General features: G+C 60.6%; 21 protein-coding genes. 10 read left to right on the forward strand and 11 right to left on the reverse strand.

All coding sequences use genetic code 11. The annotated features are described in order from the left end of the window. Positions 1 to 68: 68 nt before the first annotated feature. Complete coding sequence (locus FHK95_RS15450; protein WP_150305526.1) at positions 69 to 2,051, forward strand: TRAP transporter permease; 1,983 nt, start codon at positions 69 to 71, stop codon at positions 2,049 to 2,051. Between the two features lie 25 nt (positions 2,052 to 2,076). On the opposite strand, the gene FHK95_RS15455 is transcribed toward FHK95_RS15450, so the two are convergent. Then, positions 2,077 to 3,645, reverse strand: coding sequence for a class I adenylate-forming enzyme family protein (locus tag FHK95_RS15455; protein WP_150305527.1), 1,569 nt, complete (start codon positions 3,643 to 3,645; stop codon positions 2,077 to 2,079). Between the two features lie 54 nt (positions 3,646 to 3,699). After that, a complete protein-coding gene (locus FHK95_RS15460) occupies positions 3,700 to 4,023 on the reverse strand; it encodes an antibiotic biosynthesis monooxygenase family protein (RefSeq protein WP_150305528.1) in 324 nt (107 codons plus the stop codon). A 237-nt stretch (positions 4,024 to 4,260) separates the two neighbouring features. On the opposite strand from FHK95_RS15460, the gene FHK95_RS15465 reads away from it, so the two are divergent. Next, positions 4,261 to 5,250 (forward strand): lipid A deacylase LpxR family protein, encoded by a 990-nt coding sequence (locus tag FHK95_RS15465; RefSeq protein WP_408003630.1) that lies wholly within the window; start codon positions 4,261 to 4,263, stop codon positions 5,248 to 5,250. Between the two features lie 54 nt (positions 5,251 to 5,304). Here the strand turns inward: FHK95_RS15465 and ypfJ are convergent, their stop codons facing one another. Both ypfJ and FHK95_RS15475 read right to left on the reverse strand, forming a co-directional pair. Beyond that, positions 5,305 to 6,213 carry a KPN_02809 family neutral zinc metallopeptidase gene (ypfJ, locus tag FHK95_RS15470; RefSeq protein WP_150305529.1) on the reverse strand — a complete coding sequence of 303 codons (909 nt, stop codon included), beginning with the start codon at positions 6,211 to 6,213 and terminating at the stop codon, positions 5,305 to 5,307. A 92-nt stretch (positions 6,214 to 6,305) separates the two neighbouring features. Beyond that, the gene (locus FHK95_RS15475) at positions 6,306 to 7,292 is read right to left on the reverse strand and encodes a phosphoribosyltransferase (RefSeq protein ID WP_150305530.1); all 987 of its coding nucleotides are present in this window, start codon (positions 7,290 to 7,292) and stop codon (positions 6,306 to 6,308) included. Positions 7,293 to 7,504: 212 nt separating this feature from the next. Here FHK95_RS15475 and FHK95_RS15480 point away from each other — a divergent pair, with 212 nt between their 5' ends. Further along, the gene (locus FHK95_RS15480; protein WP_150305531.1) at positions 7,505 to 8,119 is read left to right on the forward strand and encodes an SCO family protein; all 615 of its coding nucleotides are present in this window, start codon (positions 7,505 to 7,507) and stop codon (positions 8,117 to 8,119) included. Continuing rightward, complete coding sequence (locus FHK95_RS15485; protein WP_150305532.1) at positions 8,116 to 8,778, forward strand: cytochrome c oxidase assembly protein; 663 nt, start codon at positions 8,116 to 8,118, stop codon at positions 8,776 to 8,778. The genes FHK95_RS15480 and FHK95_RS15485 overlap by 4 nt, the downstream gene beginning before the upstream one ends. A gap of 31 nt (positions 8,779 to 8,809) precedes the next feature. Here the strand turns inward: FHK95_RS15485 and dsbG are convergent, their stop codons facing one another. The 3 genes from dsbG to dsbD are packed head-to-tail and all read right to left on the reverse strand — an operon-like array spanning position 8,810 to position 12,149. Further along, positions 8,810 to 9,571 carry a thiol:disulfide interchange protein DsbG gene (dsbG, locus tag FHK95_RS15490; RefSeq protein ID WP_408003631.1) on the reverse strand — a complete coding sequence of 254 codons (762 nt, stop codon included), beginning with the start codon at positions 9,569 to 9,571 and terminating at the stop codon, positions 8,810 to 8,812. A 14-nt stretch (positions 9,572 to 9,585) separates the two neighbouring features. Further along, positions 9,586 to 10,401, reverse strand: coding sequence for a TlpA disulfide reductase family protein (locus tag FHK95_RS15495; RefSeq protein WP_150305534.1), 816 nt, complete (start codon positions 10,399 to 10,401; stop codon positions 9,586 to 9,588). Next, positions 10,401 to 12,149, reverse strand: coding sequence for a protein-disulfide reductase DsbD (dsbD, locus tag FHK95_RS15500; protein WP_150305535.1), 1,749 nt, complete (start codon positions 12,147 to 12,149; stop codon positions 10,401 to 10,403). Before dsbD ends, FHK95_RS15495 begins: the two co-directional genes overlap by 1 nt. 160 nt (positions 12,150 to 12,309) lie before the next feature. On the opposite strand from dsbD, the gene FHK95_RS15505 reads away from it, so the two are divergent. Together FHK95_RS15505 and FHK95_RS15510 are read left to right on the forward strand one after the other, a co-directional pair. Continuing rightward, positions 12,310 to 13,005 (forward strand): response regulator transcription factor, encoded by a 696-nt coding sequence (locus FHK95_RS15505; protein WP_150305536.1) that lies wholly within the window; start codon positions 12,310 to 12,312, stop codon positions 13,003 to 13,005. Further along, positions 13,002 to 14,333: an ATP-binding protein gene (locus tag FHK95_RS15510; RefSeq protein WP_150305537.1), complete on the forward strand. Its 1,332-nt coding sequence runs from the start codon at positions 13,002 to 13,004 to the stop codon at positions 14,331 to 14,333. The genes FHK95_RS15505 and FHK95_RS15510 overlap by 4 nt, the downstream gene beginning before the upstream one ends. Before the next feature lie 18 nt (positions 14,334 to 14,351). Here the strand turns inward: FHK95_RS15510 and FHK95_RS15515 are convergent, their stop codons facing one another. Both FHK95_RS15515 and FHK95_RS15520 read right to left on the reverse strand, forming a co-directional pair. Beyond that, complete coding sequence (locus tag FHK95_RS15515) at positions 14,352 to 14,774, reverse strand: YeeE/YedE family protein (RefSeq protein WP_150305538.1); 423 nt, start codon at positions 14,772 to 14,774, stop codon at positions 14,352 to 14,354. A gap of 8 nt (positions 14,775 to 14,782) precedes the next feature. Next, positions 14,783 to 15,214, reverse strand: coding sequence for a YeeE/YedE family protein (locus tag FHK95_RS15520; protein ID WP_150305539.1), 432 nt, complete (start codon positions 15,212 to 15,214; stop codon positions 14,783 to 14,785). Positions 15,215 to 15,466: 252 nt separating this feature from the next. Here FHK95_RS15520 and FHK95_RS15525 point away from each other — a divergent pair, with 252 nt between their 5' ends. The 3 genes from FHK95_RS15525 (at position 15,467) to FHK95_RS15535 (ending at position 16,959) form a co-directional block, all read left to right on the forward strand. Beyond that, the gene (locus tag FHK95_RS15525) at positions 15,467 to 15,904 is read left to right on the forward strand and encodes a DUF2892 domain-containing protein (protein ID WP_150305540.1); all 438 of its coding nucleotides are present in this window, start codon (positions 15,467 to 15,469) and stop codon (positions 15,902 to 15,904) included. 7 nt (positions 15,905 to 15,911) lie between these two features. After that, positions 15,912 to 16,661, forward strand: coding sequence for an MBL fold metallo-hydrolase (locus tag FHK95_RS15530; protein ID WP_150305541.1), 750 nt, complete (start codon positions 15,912 to 15,914; stop codon positions 16,659 to 16,661). A gap of 109 nt (positions 16,662 to 16,770) precedes the next feature. Beyond that, on the forward strand, positions 16,771 to 16,959 hold the full coding sequence (locus FHK95_RS15535) for a hypothetical protein (protein ID WP_150305542.1): 189 nt from the start codon (positions 16,771 to 16,773) through the stop codon (positions 16,957 to 16,959). 36 nt (positions 16,960 to 16,995) lie between these two features. Here the strand turns inward: FHK95_RS15535 and FHK95_RS15540 are convergent, their stop codons facing one another. After that, a complete protein-coding gene (locus tag FHK95_RS15540) occupies positions 16,996 to 17,781 on the reverse strand; it encodes an SDR family oxidoreductase (protein ID WP_150305543.1) in 786 nt (261 codons plus the stop codon). 490 nt (positions 17,782 to 18,271) lie between these two features. Here FHK95_RS15540 and FHK95_RS15545 point away from each other — a divergent pair, with 490 nt between their 5' ends. Next, positions 18,272 to 19,738, forward strand: coding sequence for a spinster family MFS transporter (locus FHK95_RS15545; RefSeq protein WP_150305544.1), 1,467 nt, complete (start codon positions 18,272 to 18,274; stop codon positions 19,736 to 19,738). Positions 19,739 to 19,742: 4 nt separating this feature from the next. Here the strand turns inward: FHK95_RS15545 and FHK95_RS15550 are convergent. Next, positions 19,743 to 20,006 (reverse strand): hypothetical protein (locus FHK95_RS15550; RefSeq protein ID WP_206668590.1); only part of this gene is annotated, 264 nt, incomplete at its 5' end.

The raw sequence follows: 20,006 nt of genomic DNA on the forward strand, positions 1-20,006 counted from the left end.
CGCTGCTGGCCGGAGCTCGACGCGAAGGCCAGTAGCCAACATTCATTCCAACCGGATACCAAACCACTATGCAAGAGCAACGGGAAACCGAAGCGGGCGCCATCGCTGGCATCCGGCACCTTCCGGAGAAATGGGCGTGGCTACCGCGGCTCAGCACGCTGGTACTGACTGTCACTGCTCTGGATTATCTGCTTAATCTGGGCTTCTTCTCCTTCATCACCTCGGTTGAGAGCCAGTTTTTCTACGCGGTGGTGGCCCTGATGCTTCCGCAGGTTTACCTGTTGTGGCCGATAAGCGCACGGGCTACACGCGACAGAGTGCCCTGGTACGACGTCCTGTTCTATCTCATCGCACTGGTGGTCTGCGGCTACTTTGTCTATCACGGCGAACGTATTCTCGACCGTGGCTGGGCGTTTTCAGCGCCCGACCACGCCATAGTGATGAGCTTTCTGATGTGGGCGGTCGTTCTGGAAGCCGTACGGCGCGCCGGCGGCACCCCGATTGCGATTATCGTCGGACTGGCGAGCCTCTATCCCATCTTTGCCGACCTCATGCCCGGACCCATCCAGGGCTTTCCCTCGACCCCTGATCAGACCGCGATTTACCACACCATGAGCCGGGAAAGCATCATGGGGATTCCGTTGCAGTCCTTTGCCAACCTGGTCATTGGCTTCCTTCTGTTCGGCGTTGCACTTCAGAAGACCGGCGGGGGAAAGTTTTTCATCAATCTGGCATTTGCGCTGCTGGGGCATGTACGCGGCGGACCTGCCAAGGTATCGATTTTCTCCAGCGGGCTCATGGGTTCGATGAGCGGCAGCGTTATTACCAACGTGCTCACCACGGGCGTGCTCTCAATACCGGCAATGCGTCGGGTCGGGTTCAGCCGGTCATACGCCGCCGGTGTGGAGGCCTGTGCCTCTACCGGCGGCGTGTTGATGCCACCGGTCATGGGCGCAACGGCCTTCGTTATGGCCAGTTTCCTGAACATCCCCTACAGCGAGATAGCGTTGGCGGCAGTGGTTCCATCGGCCTTGTATTTCCTCGGGCTCTTCATTCAGATCGACGCCTACGCGGCCAAGTACAAGCTGAGCGGGCTCCCCCAGGAGGAATTGCCATCGCTAAAGCAGACCATCAAGGAGGGTTGGTATTTCATCTTCGTTTTCGTTCTGCTCATCTGGATGCTCTTTATATTGCGCCGGGAAGCGATCGCGCCGTTTTATGCCACGGCCCTGCTGCTGGTTATCAACCAGATACTCCCCTACCAGCGCTGGGGTTGGGCTGATGTGAAGGAATTTCTCTCCGGCGCGGCCAAACTGTTCGCCGAACTGATTGCCATTCTGGCAGGTGTCGGTCTGTTGGTGGGCGCACTCTCGGTAACCGGCCTATCAGGCACCATCGCCAATGATCTGATCTTCCTGGCCGGCGGCAACACGCTGATTCTGCTTGCGATGGGAGCGGCCACCAGCTTCCTTCTGGGTATCGGCATGACGGTTACGGCGGCGTATATTTTCCTCGCCGTCGCCTTGGCCCCGGCACTGATACAAGGCGGCGGGATGGATCCTCTCGCAGTGCATATGTTTATTCTGTATTGGGGAATGCTGAGTTTTATCACCCCTCCGGTGGCTCTGGGGGCATTCGCGGCCGCCACAGTAGCGGGTGCCAGGCCCATGGAAACCGGGCTGCAGGCCATGCGTCTGGGCAGCGTCATCTACGTGATTCCGTTCCTGTTCGTGCTCAATCCAGCCCTGATTCTCCAGGGAGGCTGGGCGGAGATCTCCGTGGTGTTGGTGCAGGCACTCGTTGGTGTCGTGCTGATTGCCAGCGCCATGCAGGGCTATCTGGTCTGGGTAGGCGATCTGACGCTCAACACAGTGTTGCAATGGCCGATACGGCTCATGTTGATCGTCGCCGGCATCACCATGGCGATCCCGGGGGGTGGAGCCGTGCCGCTGGAGAACATGGAGTTGGCGCTGATCAGCGTCGCAACGGGGCTGCCGGCGGTGGCATTAGCCTGGTGGCAGAACGCCCGCCTGAGGCGTTCTGAGGCATGACCGGCCAGCAAGCGCGAACCGGTGGTTATTCGGACGCGAGCCGCTGCCGCAGCAGCCCCTTCAGAATCTTGCCGGAGGGCGTGGCCGGGAGCACGTCCATGATGATCACCCTGGCCGGGCGCTTGTAGGGAGCCAGTCGCTCGGCGGCAAACGCCTTGATCTCGTCCGCGCTGGTGGCACTGCCCGGGACCAGTTGGACATAGGCAATCACCTCTTCGTTGCCCGGCACCGCCCGCCCCACGACGGCCGAAAGCGTCACATCCGGATGCTGCGTAAGCACCGCCTCGACATCCGGCGGGTAGACATTAAACCCGGAGCGGATGATCAGTTCCTTGGTCCGGCCGACGATATGCAGATGGTTTCTATCGTCCACGCGCGCGAGATCGCCGGTATTGAGCCAGCCGTCCGCGTGCAAGACTTGAGCGGTTTCCTCCGGGCGACGGTAATACCCCTTCATCACGTTAGGTCCGCGGACCCAGAGTTCACCGACCTCGCCCGCTGCAACCTCGGCGCCTTCGGTGTCTTGTAACCGGTACTCCAGCAGCGGCAATAACCGGCCGCAGGAGGTGTCATCCAGCGGCTCATCCATACGCGTCTGCGAGATGGTCGGGGATGCTTCCGTCAGCCCGTAGCCATTGTGCAGCGGCAAGCCGAAAGCGGCCTCGATCTGGTGCTTGACACCCGGATCCAGCGGCGCGCCACCGACCGAAATGTAGCGCAGTTTCGGCGCTACCAGCTCCAGCTCATTGGCGTTCAGATGCTCCAGGAAACGCTGAAACATCGCCGGTACGCCCTGCAGTACCGAGATCTGCTCCCGCAATAACGCGTCTCTCATGCGCGACGGATCAAAGCGTTCAGTCAGGTATAAGGTGGCGCCCGCATACAGCGAGCCCAAGAAAACAGAGTTCAGCCCGAAAACATGGGAGATGGGCAGGACCGCATACACCCGGTCGGCGGGCGAAAACCCGCGCAAGCCGCTGGCAATGGCCGCAATGGACAACATATTACGGTGCGTCAGCATGACGCCCTTGGGCGTTCCGGTGGTACCCGAGGTAAATATCATGGTGGCCACCTGGGCTGCGGGGTCCGCGACCACGGGCTCGGGTTCGGCGTCTGCATGCAACGGGCCCAGGGCAATCTCGCCGATGTCGTCGCGGTCAAGATAACGAGCCCCATGACGGTCGGCATGCTGCCGTGCATCAGGCGACGTGGCGGTGGTATAGATCAGACGCCTGGGATCACAACTGGCGGCGATCGCATCAATTTCGTTGTCGGACAGTCGCGAGCTGACGACAGCGCACCAGACATCCATCTCGCTGGCCGCGAAGACCAGCGCGACCAGGGCTCTGCAGTTCTCGTTAACCACCATGATGCGATCGCCGGGGCGGATCCCCTGATCGAGCAGGAGCTGGCGTGTGGAGGCGACGGCTCGACCTAATTCGGCGTAGGTCCAGCGGGCCTCGGAATCAACAATCGCTACAGCATCGGGCGTCTCTTCGGCCCATTGCAAAGGGCGGTGACTGATGCGGGCAGGCAACGCTGACAGAATCTCGCTTGCGAGACGGCCTTCGATCAATTCATCAGGGGCCTGCATAGGGCGCTCCTCGTTGTATTTGAGATGAGAAACTGGCACGAACCGAAGTGACCGTCAATCGACGCGGACCGGCTCCGGCAGAACTTCCCACTCGGGCTCCTCGAACTCGCCAATAATGGTTATTTCGCAGTTTCTGGCATGCTTTTCCAATATGCCGCGCACCAGCTCATCGCGCCGATCGTCCTTGGCGTCGCGCGCCGCCTTGGATTCCCAACTGGCGATGGCCAGCAACGTGTCCGGCTCCCCTATCTTGCGATGCAAGCGCGTCCCCAGCGCTCCGGGCGTGCGCTGAATGACCTCACTGGCGCGGATCCAGGCGTCGGCATATTCCTCGACCGTGTAGCCGGGCTTCATGCGTACTTCAAAGATGAACTTCATCGCTATGCTCCTGAAGACATGTCAGTGGACCTGCTGGCTCCGCCATTACATGAAGTGGGACGCCGTGTGCAGCCTGGGAGTTCCAGCTGAACAAGACGCTGCGCTAGTGGTCCATGAAATGGACGCAGCGCAGCGGCCAAGAGGGTTCAGATTGGCGCAGTCGCCCCGCTGGACTTTCGGGTCCGCCCTATTCGCAGCTTCCTACTACGACGTCTTCCTTAGTTTCAGGAGTTGTATATGCCAGTGACGACTGCCCGGAAGTGCCTGATGCTCGGTCTTGCTTGCAGTGTGTTGCAGACGACTGCCATGGCTTCCACGCTATCACTCAAGGTGGAGAACGATACCTTTTCGCGCAATAGTGACGGGCACTACAGCAACGGCTTCGAGCTCTTCTGGTCATTCGAGCCGCCGCAGCAACACTGGTCACGTCGCCTGACCAACGCCGTACCCGGCTGGTCTGGAAGTGATGTAGCCAATGTGTCTTACCGCGGCGGCCACCAGATCTACACGCCCTACAATATCAACTACCAGCGGCGGATCATCAATGACCGCCCCTATGCCGGGCTATTCTTTCTCGGCACCTCGATATTTTCCAATGAACAGCTGGACGGCTGGCGCAAGGCCCGCGGCTTGCATCTGGACGTGGGCATGGTTGGCCCGGCGGCCGGCGCTGAAAAGATTCAGCGCGCCGTACACAAGGTGACCGATAGCGACGAGCCGATGGGCTGGGAACACCAGTTGGAGAACGAACCCTTCATCAACGTTGGCTACGACCAGCGTTGGTGGAAACAGAATAATCTACTGGGACTGTTGGATATCGAGTACGGCCCCAGTGCCGGGTTCACGCTCGGCAACCTGTACAGCTACATCTCTACCGGACTTGGCCTGCGCTTTGGCCACCGGCTGGACCGCAGCTTCAGCGTGCCCTCGGTCACACCCGGGCGCAGTGGTAGCCAGTATTTCACCGCCGGGAACGGTATGAGCTGGTATTTGTTTGCCGATATCGAAGGGCGCTATATGGCGCAGAACATGCTGCTGGATGGAAACACCTGGGAAGACAGCCACTCGGTCGACCGTGAGGAATGGGTGGGCGATGCCAAGGTTGGGCTGGCCTTCACCCTGAGTTCCTGGCAGCTGGCTGTGGCGCAGGTCTGGCGCACCAAGGAATTCACCGAGCAGCATGAGCACGACCAGTTCGGCTCGATCACCCTCTCCAAGGCCTTCTGATCAATCAGCTGGTGCGCACGCGTGCGCGCCAGCATTTGCCCTGTTCAGGTTTGATCAGCCGCCCAGTTCCGCCGAGAAGGCATCGCACTGGGAGATATCGCCGCTCTCGAAGCCCCGGCGAAACCAGGCCATCCGTTGCGCGGATGTTCCGTGAGTGAAACTGTCCGGTACCACATCCTGCCCTGCCTGCTTCTGCAACCTGTCATCGCCGATTGCCGACGCGGCCGTCAGGGCTTCCTCCAGATCGCCTTCATCGAGTAGCTGACGTTCTTCGTTAGCACTGAAGCCCCACACACCGGCGAAGCAATCGGCCTGCAGTTCCTGACGAACCGACAATTCATTCACCTCTGCCTGGCTTCGGCCCTGGCCGGCGGATCTGACCTTGGCACTGATGCCCAGCAGATTCTGCACATGATGACCGACCTCATGGGCAACCACATAAGCCTGGGCAAAATCGCCGGGCGCGCCAAGTTGCTGCTTGAGGTCACGGAAAAAGGTGAGATCCAGATAGAGCTGATTGTCACCGGGACAGTAGAAAGGCCCTACCGCCGAGCTCGCCGTACCACACGCGGAATTCACGCGATCGGAGAACAGCACCAGCGTAGGTTCCTGATAGGTTTGACCTGCAGCCGAGAAGATACCGTTCCAGGTTTCCTCGGTATCTGCCAGCACCACGGACACAAACTCGGTGAGTTCCTGTTCCTGAGGGGACAGTTCGCGCGGCGTTTGCGCGACGTTGGAGGCGCCGCCATCAACGACCTGCAGCAGATCGATGCCCAGCATGCGCGCGCCGACGAAGGCGACAACGCCCAGTACCAGAACGATCCTGCCGATCTTGCTGCGCAGCATCATTGGCAGAAAACGCAGCAGCAGAAGCAACCCGCCTCCGCCTGCCCCGCCGCGAAGCGGTTGGCCGCGTCGATCTTCGATATTGCTACTGCGTCGCCTGCCTCGCCAGTCCATCCAGCCCCCTTACGTGAACATCGTCAGTCGCAGAACGCCCGAATCCATATTAGTACGGAACAGACACGGGTGACGGCCCTATTTCGAACGCATTATTCCGAGGTCTCGACCGTTTGCGCAGCAGCAGGCGATGGTTGTTTTCTAAGCAGCACGCCGACTCGATATTTGAACTGCCGGGCCTTGGTCAGAAGCCCGCCCCTCGCTGGCACTTCATCAGGATGGAGCGTCATACCAGGCACGTACATACGGTTGGTTTCTATGCAGAACACCGGTTTGCCGGTTTCTTGCATGATACCCACCGCCTGCGCCTTCTCACTCTCGATGAACAGCGTCGACTCCGGTAGTGCGTTATACACTTGCGCCTTGAATCGATAGTGGATTCGCAGGCGCTGCCGTTCCGCCGCCGTGGGCAGGTCGAGCATGTGTAATTGACCGTAACGAACGCCCTGGCGCTTCAACCACCGCTCGGTTTCCTGACGATACTTTTCCAGGCGACTGGTCACCAGGTGAGCAACCGGCCGAGACGGCAGATGCAGCGCCTGGGTGCTCTGCAGAAATCTGAGATAGTTTTCACCGTCATCATTCTCTGCCGCAGTCGGATCGACGCAGAGCACGCCATCGATATCCAGGCAGGCATTGGCGATGAGCGGATCATGCATCATGTTCCACTCGAACACCCGTGGGCTGTCGACGACCTCAAGATATCGGTCTGCCTGGTGTGTTTCAGCATTCTCGGGAAAGGCGACCAGGGTGATCACCTTTCCAGAATATAGCTCTCGCACCTTGGCAGCGGCCGCTCGAATCGGGCTCGTCTGTCTGTATATGTCATCGACGATGAGGATGTGTTTAGCGTCCCAGCACCGCCCCAGTGATCTTTGACCTGAGGCATTTTCCTGCAATTCTTCATTGCGCAGAAAAGCCTCCACACTGGTATGCGGCAGGTTCAGCTTCAGCGAAATGATGTTCGCCAGAAGCATTCCATAGCGGGAGCTACCGACAATCAGATCCAGACCCGCAGGCAGCTTGCCGGCCCCGTGATTCATGAGCGTGGTTACGTCGCTTATACTTTTGTAATTCACCGGTCACTCCTTTGCTCGACTAATGGCATTGCGAAATCACCCTATATGCGCGTTCTCCATGCGACCGGCTCTGGCGAGAAGGGTTCCGTTATATGGAACGAAACCGCGCAAACGCCACAATGAACAAACTTTCTCTTTGTATCAGGTTCAACTGACATGTCAGCCACGTGCCTCTATCAGTCACACGCCCTGGACGGAGCCTAGATTTCCCAGTGAATAAAACACTGATCGCCTTGTGCATCGGCATCCTCGTTCTGGTCGCCGGCTTACCGGTTGCCTACCTGTCATGGCCTGCCCGCACGCCCGCCTCGGTCGCCATTGCCCAGGCGCCCTCGGTCGGCGGCCCCTTCACATTGCAGGACACCGCCGGCCGGACCGTCACCGAACAGTCGTTCCCCGGGCAATGGACGCTGATATTCTTTGGTTACACGCATTGCCCCGATGTGTGTCCGACCACCCTATCAACCGTAGCAGCTATTCTTGAAACACTCGGTGATCAGGCAAAACATCTGCAGCCATTGTTCGTGACCCTGGACCCGGAGCGTGACACGCCTGAGATATTGGCTGACTACACCGGGCACTTCGATGAACGCATCCTGGGCTTGACCGGCACACAAGAGCAGATCGAATCAATGTCCGAGGTCTACCGCGTCTATGCCAAGCAAGTGCCACAGGGTGATTCCTATACGCTGGACCACAGCGCCGTGATCTATCTCATGGGGCCGGACGGGCAACTGGTCAGCCACTTCAGTCAGCAAATGGATGCGGATGCCCTGGCGCGTGACATCGCGGACGCCCTGCCGCGTTCCGCGGGTGATGCCCAATGAAAGCTTTCCGCGAGCGATGGCCTCTAGTCCTGGGCTTCGTGCTGCTGGCCGCGCTCTGGTTCGGCCCTTTGCCGGCCATGAGCCGCACGGCGTTCTCCGCACACATGTTGCTGCATCTGGGCATCGTCGCCCTGGTCGCACCGCTGCTGGCTCTGGGACTGGCACGTAGCGGGGTCTGTCTGGACGGCGCACGCAACCTCCGCGGCTGGGCGATTCTGGCCTTCTCGGTGGAGATGATCGTGGTCTGGGGCTGGCACGCACCCGCGCTACATGAAGCCGCGGCTCGCCACGTGTCGGTCTTCGTCGTTCAGCAGATCAGTTTTCTGGTCGCCGGCCTGGCCGTGTGGTTTCTGGGCTTCGCGTCCCGTTCGAAGGCAGCGGTGGGCGCCGCCGTCGTGGGGTTCTTCTTCAGCTTCATGCACATGACCATGCTCGGCATGTTGCTGATTCTCGCGCCCAAACTCATCTACCCGGCCGACCTGTGTCTCGGCGCCTTTGGCTTCGAGCAGCTGGAGGATCAGCGATTCGGCGGTGTGCTGATGGCTGCCTGGGGTGGCCTGGTCTATATGGCGGGCGGCGTGGTGCTCGGCGCCCGCCTGTTACTGCGCGAAGAGCCGGAAGACAGCAGCGCGCCGCCGCTTGAGCGGCAGCAGCTCTAGGCAACCCCTGTATTGTTGAACCCGGCAGCGATCAAGGTGTGGCCGACAATGGCCCCATGATCTGTTTCAGCATATCGGGCTGCGGCGCGCCCTGCTGCTGTTGCAGCCGGTTATTCTCATCCAGGAAATAGATAGCCGGCGTGGCCGAGGCACCCATTTCGCCCATCAGCGCCAGGTTGGCTTGCAACTGCTTGTCCAGCTCAGCGGGAATCTCCTTGGTCGGTTTCAGTTTACTGGCCTTGCCGGCCGCTTCATGCTCATTCAGCGCCGCCTCGGGATCATCGGCGGCCAACAAGGCTGCCGACTTGCCAGCGCTATCGGGGCGCAACATGCCCACCATGACGTGACGGATCTGAACATCGCCCGCTTCTACCCAGGGGCGCGCCTGCTCCCAGAACATGTTGCAGAACGGGCAATTCGGGTCGGAGAACATGTAGACGATGCGCGGCGCATCGGCCGAACCATCGGCGATCCAGGTGCTGTCTTCCAGGCGCTGCCACATTTCCTTGCCAAGTGGCTCGTACACCAGTTGTTCCAGCTGTGGACGGCTCAGGTCGTCGCCCTGGGCATTGATCAAGGTGCCCACCAGCACATGCTCGCCGTCCGGGGTCAGGTACAGAGAAATACCCTGACCGTTATAGCGGGCGGCATAACCTTTAAGCCCGCCGGGGGCGTCAAAGCTGCCGACTATTTCAGCGCCTCGGGCTTCAACTGCCTTGACCGCAGCGGGCAGCTCCTCGGCGGTCGCCAGCGGCGCGGCTAGCATGGCAACAGCGGAGACAATCAGGGACATCGGGTATAGGTGTTTCATGGTTGGGTATCCATCTTGAGTTTTTCCATTTCGCGCGCCAGGCTGGCCCGCGACAGCTCACCGAGGTGGCTACTCACCTGGCGACCCTCGGCATCATAAAAAAGCGTGGTAGGCAGCGCGGCCGAGCCGATCTTCTGGCCCAGCTGACCGCCGGTATCCAGCAGTACGTTGTCCAGACCCAGGTGTTGGGAGGCGAGAAATTCGGCAATGATCCCCTCCCCCTCACCCTGATTGACGAACAGGAACGTCAAATCCGATTCGTTGCGCTGCGCTTCGGCCAGAACCGGCATTTCCCGGCGGCACGGCGGACACCAGGTTGCCCAGAGGTTGATCACTAGCGGCTTGCCGACATAGTCATGCAGCGCAACCGGGGCGCCCTGATTGTCGCGCAGCGCCAGTTCCGGCAGGCGGGTGCCCTGTTCGAAGGCGTTCAGCACGAAGCTGCTGAATCCCCAGACCAGCACGCCCACAGCCATCGCTGCCCCCAGCGGTGTGCGCAGCGTCACTTCACGCCAGGCCATCCAGGCACCTAGCAACACCGCTGCCACGACGCCCGGCCAGGCGATGAAGCCGCCATCGCGAATGTCGATTACGCCCCAGAGGTCGTCTCGAAAATGATCAAAATACACGACCACAAATGCCAGGCGCGCCACCAGCACTGCGACCAGCAGCAACTTGAACAGTTGCGCTTCAGGGTTGAGCTTGCTGCGCCGACCGACCCACCAGCCGGTCAAAGTCGCGAGCAATAGGCTCACCATCAATATGATGTGCGGCACCGCCAATGCGAGCGGACCTACATTCATCGTCAACATCAGCCGCGCTCCATTGTCGTATTCCAGTTACTCAGAAATTGTTTGGCATCCACCTCACCGGTGATGCGCTGCGAGCGCCGTTCGACGCCGTCCGGGCCGATCCACAGCAACGTCGGCGGCCCCATTACCTTATACCGACTCAGCAGCTCGCGAGAGGCCGCGTTGGTGACTGTGACGTCGGGCCGCAAGATGCGCACATTCTCCAGAGCCGCTTGTACTTCTGCGTTACCGAACACCTCTTTCTCCATCACCTTGCAGGACACGCACCAGTCAGCGTAGTAGTCGACCAGCACCCACTGGCCGGCCGCTTTGGCGGCGGCGAGCTCACTATCGAGCACGGCGGGCTCGCTAAAGCCGACATACCCGTCTTTCACCTCACCGGCCTGGACTGTCGCAACACCGCCGGTAAATACGGCCAGCGGACGGAAGGGATCATGCGCGCCGCCTGCTGCACCCAGCAGCATCGCCACGCCCCAGATACCCGCCAGCGAGGCAACGGCCTTGCTCAACGCCTGATGCTTTTGCTGCTGACGCGCCAGCTGCAGCAGCCCGCTGGCAACAACCACCAACAGCGCACCCCACAGACCGACCCAGAGCGCATCCGACAGCAGCGGCCTGAGTACATAGAGTGCGGCGATCAGAAACAGAAAGCCGAAGGATACTTTTACGCGATCCATCCAGGCGCCCGGCTTGGGCAGAAAGCGGTTGCCCAGCGTCACCAGCAGCACCAGCGGCGTGCCTATGCCCAGCCCCAGCACGAACAACACCAGGCCACCGTGCACGGCGTTGCCGCTTTGCGCGATATACAACAAGGCCGCGGCCAAGGGTGCGGTCATGCAGGGGCCAACCAATAGACCGGACAACACGCCCAGCACGCTGGCGCCGGTCAGGCTGCCGCCCTTGCGTTTGCGCCCGGCATTTTCCAGCCGGTCACGCAGACCGGCCGGTAATTGCAGCTCGAAAAATCCGAACATGGGCAGCGACAGCAATATGAACAGGCCGGCGAAGCTCGCGATCAACCAGGGCTGCATCAACACGCCCTGGAGATTGGCGCCAAGCAGCGCTGCCACGACGCCGAGTGCGGCGTAGACCAGCGCCATGCTGACCACATAGGCAATCGCCAGGGCAAAGCCGCGGCGCGGTGTTGCCCCACTGCCGACGACAATCCCCGCGAGAATCGGCAGCATCGGCAGCGAGCACGGCGCAAAGGCCAGCAGCAAACCCAGCCCGAAGAAGATCAACAGACTCACAGCCAACGTTTGCTGTTGCAGGCCGCTGACCAGCGCTTCGTCATCCGCCTGTACGGCCTCCGCCGGCGCGCCTGGTCCGGCGCCGTCCAGACTGACCTGCCTGGATTGAGGCGGATAGCACAAGCCGGCATCCGCACAGCCCTGCCAGCCCAGTTCAATAGCGCCAGCGTCCGTCTGGGGAATGAGCACTTCCAGGCTGCCGCGGTAGATCTGCGAATCACCGAAGAACTCATCGGTGTAGGGCTCGCCCGGCGGCAGCGTTGGCTGCTGCTCGGGATCCAGACCGCCGAAACTCAGGCGCTCCTGATACAGGTAATAGCCCGGTGCGATATCCCAGCGCACCAGCGTCCCGCCATCATCCTGCGGCTCGATGTGCAGCTCAAAGGCCTGATCCACAGGCAGAAAATCCTCCTGTCCTGCCCCGCTGGAAAATAACGAGGCATTCGCCGTCTGCAGCAACCAGACACAGGAAACCAGTAAAAAGACAATTGCTCGCATACATCTCAATCCTATAAATAGTCCAGCGGAGCATGGCGACCCGGGATTAACGGACGATTAACCCCGGCTGGCAAAGGCCACCCGGCCGCGTACTATGCTCATAACGCTCCGTTAATCCTGGCGGAGGATGATTCATGCATATCCCTGACGAACCCAACCCATGCACGTACTGCTCACTGAAGACAACGCACTCATCGCCAGCGGCGTGATCGCTGGGCTGGAAGCTCAGGGATTTGTGGTGACGCACGCCGCCACGGCCGCCCATGCTGACGCCACGCTGCGCAATACCGAGGTCGACGTGATGATTCTGGATCTCGGCTTGCCCGATGAGGATGGCCTGCAGCTTCTGCAGCGCCTGCGCCGACGCGGCGTTGAACTGCCTGTGTTGATTCTGACTGCACGTGACGCGGTGACCGAGCGCGTCGCTGGCCTGCAGGCGGGCGCCGACGACTACCTGATAAAACCCTTCGACCTGCGCGAACTGGCTGCGCGGCTGCACACCCTGCTGCGTCGCACCGCCGGGCGCAGCAGCCATCTGATCGAGCACGGCCCACTGACCTATGATCCGGCGGCCTGCACTGCCACCTTTAACGGCGAAGCCATCGAACTATCGCGACGCGAGCAGGCTCTGCTTCAGGCCTTGCTGCAGCACCCGGGCCGCGTGCTGTCGGCCGATCAGCTCAAAGACGCGGTATACGGGCTGAATGATGACGTCGAGAGCAACGCCTTGAACGTGCATATCCATCATTTGCGTCGCAAGCTGGGCGCCGGCATTGTCGAGACCGTGCGCGGGCTCGGCTACCGTCTGGGCCCAGCGGGGCAGGCAACCCCATCACTGGACCAGCCCGACTCATGAGTTTGCGCCTGCGCTTGATCATCACTCTGGGCTCGGCTTTTGTGCTGCTGTGGTCGCTGGCAGCGACCTGGATGCTATTCGATGTGCGCAATCAGCTGATGCAATCCCTCGATCAGCGCCTGGCGGCTTCAGCGCGCATGGTGGCTGGATTATTGATTCAGCTGCCGCAGCCCGAGCTGACCGAAGGCGGCGTAACGCGGCTGCGCGCCGAGCAACTGGGCATCGAGAACGGCCTCGCCTGCCAGGTCAGCTCCATGCGCGGCGAGGTGATTGCACGCAGCCATTCCACACCTGACGCTGTGCTCGATGCGCAGCAGGTCGGTTTTAGCGACCAGATGGTCAGCGATACCGCCTGGCGCAGTTTCACTCTGGTGCAGAACGGCATGCGCATCACCACGGCCGATCGTCTCGACGAGCGCGACATTCTCCAACGCTCGGTGTTGCTCGCCGCGGCCGTCCCGGTGCTGTTTGCCTTGCTGGGGAGTCTGATTGTGCTGTGGTTTGGCGTGAGTAACGGGCTCGTACCCTTGCGCCGGATTCGCACCGCACTCGCCGAGCGCAGCGCCGATTCAGTCGAGCCACTGCGGATCGAACGGCTACCCGCTGAGTTGGCACCGCTGGTGGAGACGCAGAACCAGTTGTTCCAGCGCATTGCACAGACTATCGAACGCGAACGTCGCCTCACCGATGACGCGGCGCACGAGCTGCGCAGCCCGCTCACGGCGATCAAGACCCACCTGCAGGTCGCCTCGATGACCACTGGCGAGCGCTCCAGACAGGCACTGATTCAGGCCGAAGTTGGCGCTGACCGCATGCACCGCACCCTTGAGCAACTGCTGATGCTGGCACGGGTTGAGGGGCGCGTATCCTTCGATGACGGCCTGCGTTGCCTGCCGACCAATGTGGCCCAGACCGCGCTGGACGATGCCAATCAGCAACAGGGCGCGCCTGTGGAGCTCACCATTGCGGATGATGTTCCGGACAGATTTATCGCCATGCCGCCGGTGCTGGCCATTGCCGCGCTGCGCAACCTGCTGGAGAACGCCCGCCGCCATACCCGCGTTGGCACCAGCGTTGAACTGACGCTGACACCCCAGGGTACCGACCAGGTCTGTTTCAGGGTCCGGGACTACGGACCCGGCATTCCCGCCGAAAAGCTTGATCAGATCACCGAGCGCTTCTGGCGCAATACCGACGGCGACGGCAGCGGGCTCGGCTTATCCATCGTCAAGGCCATCGCCGAACGCTGCGACTGTGAGCTGCGCTTCGTCTCGCTCGAGGATGGCCTGCAAGTGGACTTCGTCGTCGGACTGCAGCCAGCCGGCTGATCGGCCCGTTATGAACGGCTAGGCATTCGCGGTCATCCGCGAATGCAGCTCATACACCGCCATACCCACCAACATCGCCGCCACAAAAATCACCGGTTCAATCATCCCGGTGAACAGCGAGGCCACCGCCGGGCCCGGGCAGTAACCCGCCAACCCCCACCCTGCGCCGAACGCCAGACCGCCCAACACCAGACGCTTGTCGATCTGAGTGGCAGTCGGAATGCGCATCTCCTCACCGAGCACAGCTCTGGTGCGCTTGGAAGCAAAGAAGAACGCCACACTCGACACCAGAATGGCACCGCCCATGACCAGGCCCAGCGAAGGATCCCAGACACCGGCGATGTCGAGAAACGCCTGGACCTTGGATGGATCGGTCATACCCGACAGGATCAGCCCGAGGCCGAACACCAGTCCCACAACAAACGCGCTCAGAATATTCATGTCGGGCCTCAGCTAAGCAAATGACGCATTACGAACACGGTAAGGAAGCCGCTGGCCATGAACGCCACCGTCGCCACCAGCGAACGTGGCGAACGGCGCCCCAGCCCGCAGACCCCATGGCCACTGGTACAACCCGAGCCATAGCGGGTGCCGACACCGACCAGCAAGCCGGCCACGATGAGCATCCCCACGCCGGCATTGACCTCGACCGCTGGCAGCGTGAAAGCGCTCTGGTACAGCAGCGGCGCCAGCACCAACCCGGCCACGAAGGCCACCCGCCAGAACACATCGCCCTTTGCCGGGCGCAGCAGGCCGCCGACAATCCCGCTGATGCCGGCGATACGGCCGTTAAGCAGAATAAACATGGCCGCCGCCAGACCGATCAGCATGCCTCCCGCCAATGAAGCCCAAGGCGTAAAATTCGCCCAATCGATCGTCATAGTGCCCCCCTCCCCGGTTGGCTGTTCCTGACAGTAAAGCCTGTAAAGTAACTCTGTGGAGTAAAAGAAGGCCTTTACATTATCGGTTAATGATATATCTTTCAATATATCGTTAGACCGATCAGTAACCGCTCATCTACTGTTTCGTTTGCAAACGGAACAGAGCGCCAGTCGGGGTTTCATAAAATTGAAGACTACATCCACTTCATTGAACGCCGTCCTATCGGCGGCGAACCCGATCAGGAGCCACCCATGACACCCAGCAACCCGAACCTGACGTCGAACGATCAAGCCGATCGCGTCCGTCGCTCGACCTCCGCCGACATCAACCGCAGCATCGACAACCAGACGGACGCGAACATTCGACGGTTCCGCCAACGCACCCATAGTGAAATCAGGCAGCGGATTGACGCTCTGGACCGGGAATGGGATGTGGAACGTGTGCTGGAGGTGAATGCCTCAACGTTGGCGCTCACCGGCCTGGTGCTTGGGCTTACCGTCAACCGCAAATGGCTGTTCCTGCCCGGCGTGGTACTGCCCTTTCTGCTGCAGCATGGTGTACAAGGCTGGTGCCCGCCGCTGCCGATCCTCCGGCGTCTGGGTATCCGCACCCGGGGCGAGATCGACCGTGAGAAATTTGCGCTTATCAAATCGCTGGATAACGTTTCGCCACCACCCATCATTGAATGAGGTCTCTATGATATTTCGCCAGCTATTCGAGCCGCTGTCCGCCACCTACACCTATCTACTGGGCTGTGAAGAAACCGGACAGGCCGTACTCATCGATCCGGTTGTTCCGACCATGGATCGTGACCTTGCCGAGATTGCCCGGCTGGGCCTGAAGCTGGCGTATACGCTGGACACGCATATTCATGCGGACCACATCACCGCCGCACTGGAGCTGAAAAAGAAGGCCGGCAGCCGCATAGCGTCGCCGGCCATCGACAACCTCGCATGCACTGATCTGGGTATTGAGGAAGGCGTACCCTTCACTGTCGGCAACCTGCGCCTGGACCCCATTCACACCCCCGGCCACACCGACGGGCACTTTGCCTATCTGCTTGGCGACCGGCTGTTCACCGGCGACGCACTGTTGATCGACGGCTGCGGCCGCACCGATTTTCAGAATGGCAATGCCGATGATCTATTCCACAGCGTCCGGGAAAAACTCTTCGCCCTGCCGGACGACACGCTGGTCTACCCCGCCCACGATTATCACGACCGTCGCGTCTCCACGATCGCGCAGGAGAAAAAGCGTAACCCACGCCTGGGTGAGGCCATCCCGCGAGAGGAGTTCAAGACCATCATGGCCGAACTGAATCTGCCTTATCCCAAGTTTATCGACCACGCCGTGCCCGGTAACAGACAGTGCGGCGTATGCCCCGCCAACCTCGACCAGAACCTGCGCCAGTACTGCGAACAAATGGAACACAGCCCGCAGGGTTGAGCGGTCGCGGGGATCATCACAAACCGACGAACGGGCGTTTGTATACCGAACACAGCGCCCTGCATCGGGTCCGAGAGGCATGCGCTGCTTTTATCTACCTGACCAGAACGTGACACTCGAACCCGCCCGCGAGGTGTTGCCCGGCCTATGGGTCGGCAAACACTCCGGCCGGGCGCTGGAACAGCTCCGCCGAGAGCATCCATCGATCCTGCTGATTGACCAGCGCCATCTGGGCAGTTCACACCAACCGCGCCGGCAACCGGAGCGAGGGCAGTCGAGTCATTCGCGGCATCGTTAGTACCACGGCGTCCGGCAAAATGGATGACGCGGTGCCTCAGAAAGTCCCCGGGTAGGCCCCGCCATCGATCAACAGATTCTGCCCGGTGATGTAGCCACCATGGGCACTGCAGAGAAAAGCACAATACGCCCCAAACTCCTCGGGAGAACCAAACCGCGCCGCCGGTATCGCCTTGCGACGTGCCTCAGTCGTCGCCTGCAGGTCGCCACTGACCTTGCTCGCAGCCTGCAGGGTTTTGTGCAGGCGCGCCGTGTCGAACGCGCCGGGCAGCAAGTTGTTCAACGTCACGTTGCGCCCGGCCAGACGCTGCTGGCGTGCAATGCCGGCGATGAAGCCGGTCAGCCCGCTACGCGCACCATTGGACAGGCCCAGAATATCTATCGGCGCCTTCACCGCGCCCGAGGTGATGTTCACCACCCGGCCAAAACCGCGTTCTGCCATCTTATCCACCACGGCCTTGATCAGCTCGATGGGCGTCAGCATGTTGGCATCCAGCGCCTTGAGCCAGTCGTCCCGGTCCCAATCACGGAAGTCCCCCGGCGGCGGCCCGCCTGCATTGTTGACCAGGATGTCGACTTGCGGACAGGCGGTAAGCAAAGCCTGACGTGTCGCAGGCTCCGCAACATCGCCGGCGACCGTGACCACCTCGATTTCCGGGAACCGTCCACGCAACTCGGCAGCCGTTTGCTCCAGAGTCGCGACAGTACGGGCATTGATCACCAGATTGACACCTTCGCCCGCCAGGGCCTCAGCGCAGCCTTTGCCCAGCCCTTGGCTGGCAGCGCAAACGATCGCCCAGCGGCCTTTGATACCTAGATCCATGATCGGCTCCTTGTTGAATGCGTTATGAGGGTGCGATTGGCTCAATGATGCTGCAACACACTGCGACTGAATACCCCATCCACCGGGTGATTGATGGCCCAACGAACGGTGCGGTTCAACAAAGCTATTGCTCGTTGAGCTTTCCGAAAAATGTGCGATTACTGCAAGGGCGAGCTGGGAATGGCTGAAATCGTGCTGTTTGGCTCGCGCGACAAGCCGCTCCGCTGCTGCGCCGTTGTGTCAGGCGTCGAGGTGACTCGCATAAGCCTGAGTCCTGGCATTTGCTCGCGGCTGATTATTATCAGCGACAAAACTCAACAATTCTGCGCGCCACCGTACCCCACTATGTCGATATAGTGGCGAGGTTCGTCTAGTCGGATAGGGCTTTCAACTGTTCTCAAGACCAGGCAGATACCGCCAGGAGTGGGTAATATCAGCGGGCGATTACAGCCCGCATCTATCTATAACAAATACTTAGAAGGGGTTGTCCATGAGTGCTATCACTGCCAAAGATGGGGGGACGCAAGGCCACTTAGTTGGCTACGGCTCCAAGGCGTACCGCAATTATGTGCTCTTCGCGCTGACACTGATCTACATCTTGAATTTTGTCGACCGCGCCCTGCTAGCCGTCGTCGGTCCCGACCTGGTGCCGGACCTCGGGATTACGGACACCCAGTTCGGGCTTCTCACTGGCTTCGGTTTCGCCTTGCTCTACACCGCCGTGGGCATCCCGCTAGCGCGCTTTGCCGATGTCGCCAATCGCGTATGGATAATGACCATCTGCGTGGCGCTGTGGTCGCTGATGACCGCAGCCTGCGGCCTTGCAACGGAAGTTACCATCGGCTCGATGACCATCGGCGCGTTCTGGATATTGCTGATGTGCCGCGTCGGTGTGGGTATTGGCGAGGCCGGCTGTACGCCGCCAGCCAACTCCCTGATCGCGGACTATTTCATCCCGCGTGAACGGTCCCAGGCCCTGGGCTTCTACGCCATGGGCGTTACGCTCGGCACCATGTTCGCCAACATCATCGGCGGCTGGGTTACCGACATGTTCGACTGGCGCACCGCCTTTTTCGTCGTCGGTTTGCCGGGCTTGCTGGTCGCCCTTGTTTTCAAATTGACGGTCAAGGAGCCGCCGCGCGGCTACACCGATCCGCCGCAAGCTGTGGAAAAGGAGCGAGCCAGCCTGAGCGAGGCTATCCACGAGCTGATGGGCAAGCCTGCTTTCTGGCTGATGACCGCCGGCGCCACCATTGCCGCGTTCTGCGGTTACGGTATCTCCTCATTCCAGTCGCTCTTTCTGGTCCGCACCTACGAAATCACCGCCGGTCAGGCGGCGATCTGGATCAACACGCCGGTAGCACTGTCCGCGGCCATTGGCACCTTTGCCACCGGTTGGCTGGCAACCAGGATGTACAAGAAGCACCCGGGCGCCATCGCCTGGGTACCGGCGATAGGCCTGGCGCTGTCGGTCCCCTTTTATATCTTCGCCTTCACCACCGACAATCTGCTCTACGCTGCAATCGGCCTGATCATCGGCGGCTTTGTGAAGTACGGCTATCTAGCTGCTCAGTACACGATCGGCCAGGGCGTGGTGAGCATGCGTGTGCGCGCAATGGCCACGGCAGTGATGCTGCTTCTCGTCAACCTGCTGGGCTACGGCTTCGGCCCACTGTTCATTGGCGCAGTCTCCGACATCTTCTTCAAGTCCGGCATCGCCGAGCTCGGGGTCGCCGCTGGCGAACTGACCCGAAATCAGTGTCACCCCGCCGTGTTAGGTCAGCTGGACCAGAACCTGCAGGACGTTTGTGGGCAGGTCTACGCGCAGAGTCTTCAAGCTTCCATGGTCATCATGGCCTGCTTGTACTTCGCCAGCGCTCTGTGCTTCCTGTTGACCTGGCGCCGGATGGGCAAGGATATGGTGGACAGACAGGTTATAAAACCGGTCACTCCATAAGTGGCTAACCAGAGGGCGCAATGCGCCCTCTTTTTTTGCGCTTAGAAGAGTAATTGAAGTCATCAGCTGTCCCCAATTTTGTGCGGATCTTTTTGGTGGTGGCAAGGTGCTTGAAAGCCTCGTCGCGTATGTCCTGGCGGTTTGAGTACCGGATTTCACCGGTGTTGTGCTTGGCCAGCAGCTCCTTCAACGTCTTGGTCCGGTCGGCGTTGATCACCTCCCCGTCTCCCTTGATGTCAAACGGCTGTAGTGGCTTAATGAATCCGGA

The organism is Pseudomonas saliphila (assembly GCF_008638345.1).
Taxonomy (GTDB): Bacteria; Pseudomonadota; Gammaproteobacteria; order Pseudomonadales; family Pseudomonadaceae; genus Halopseudomonas; species Halopseudomonas saliphila.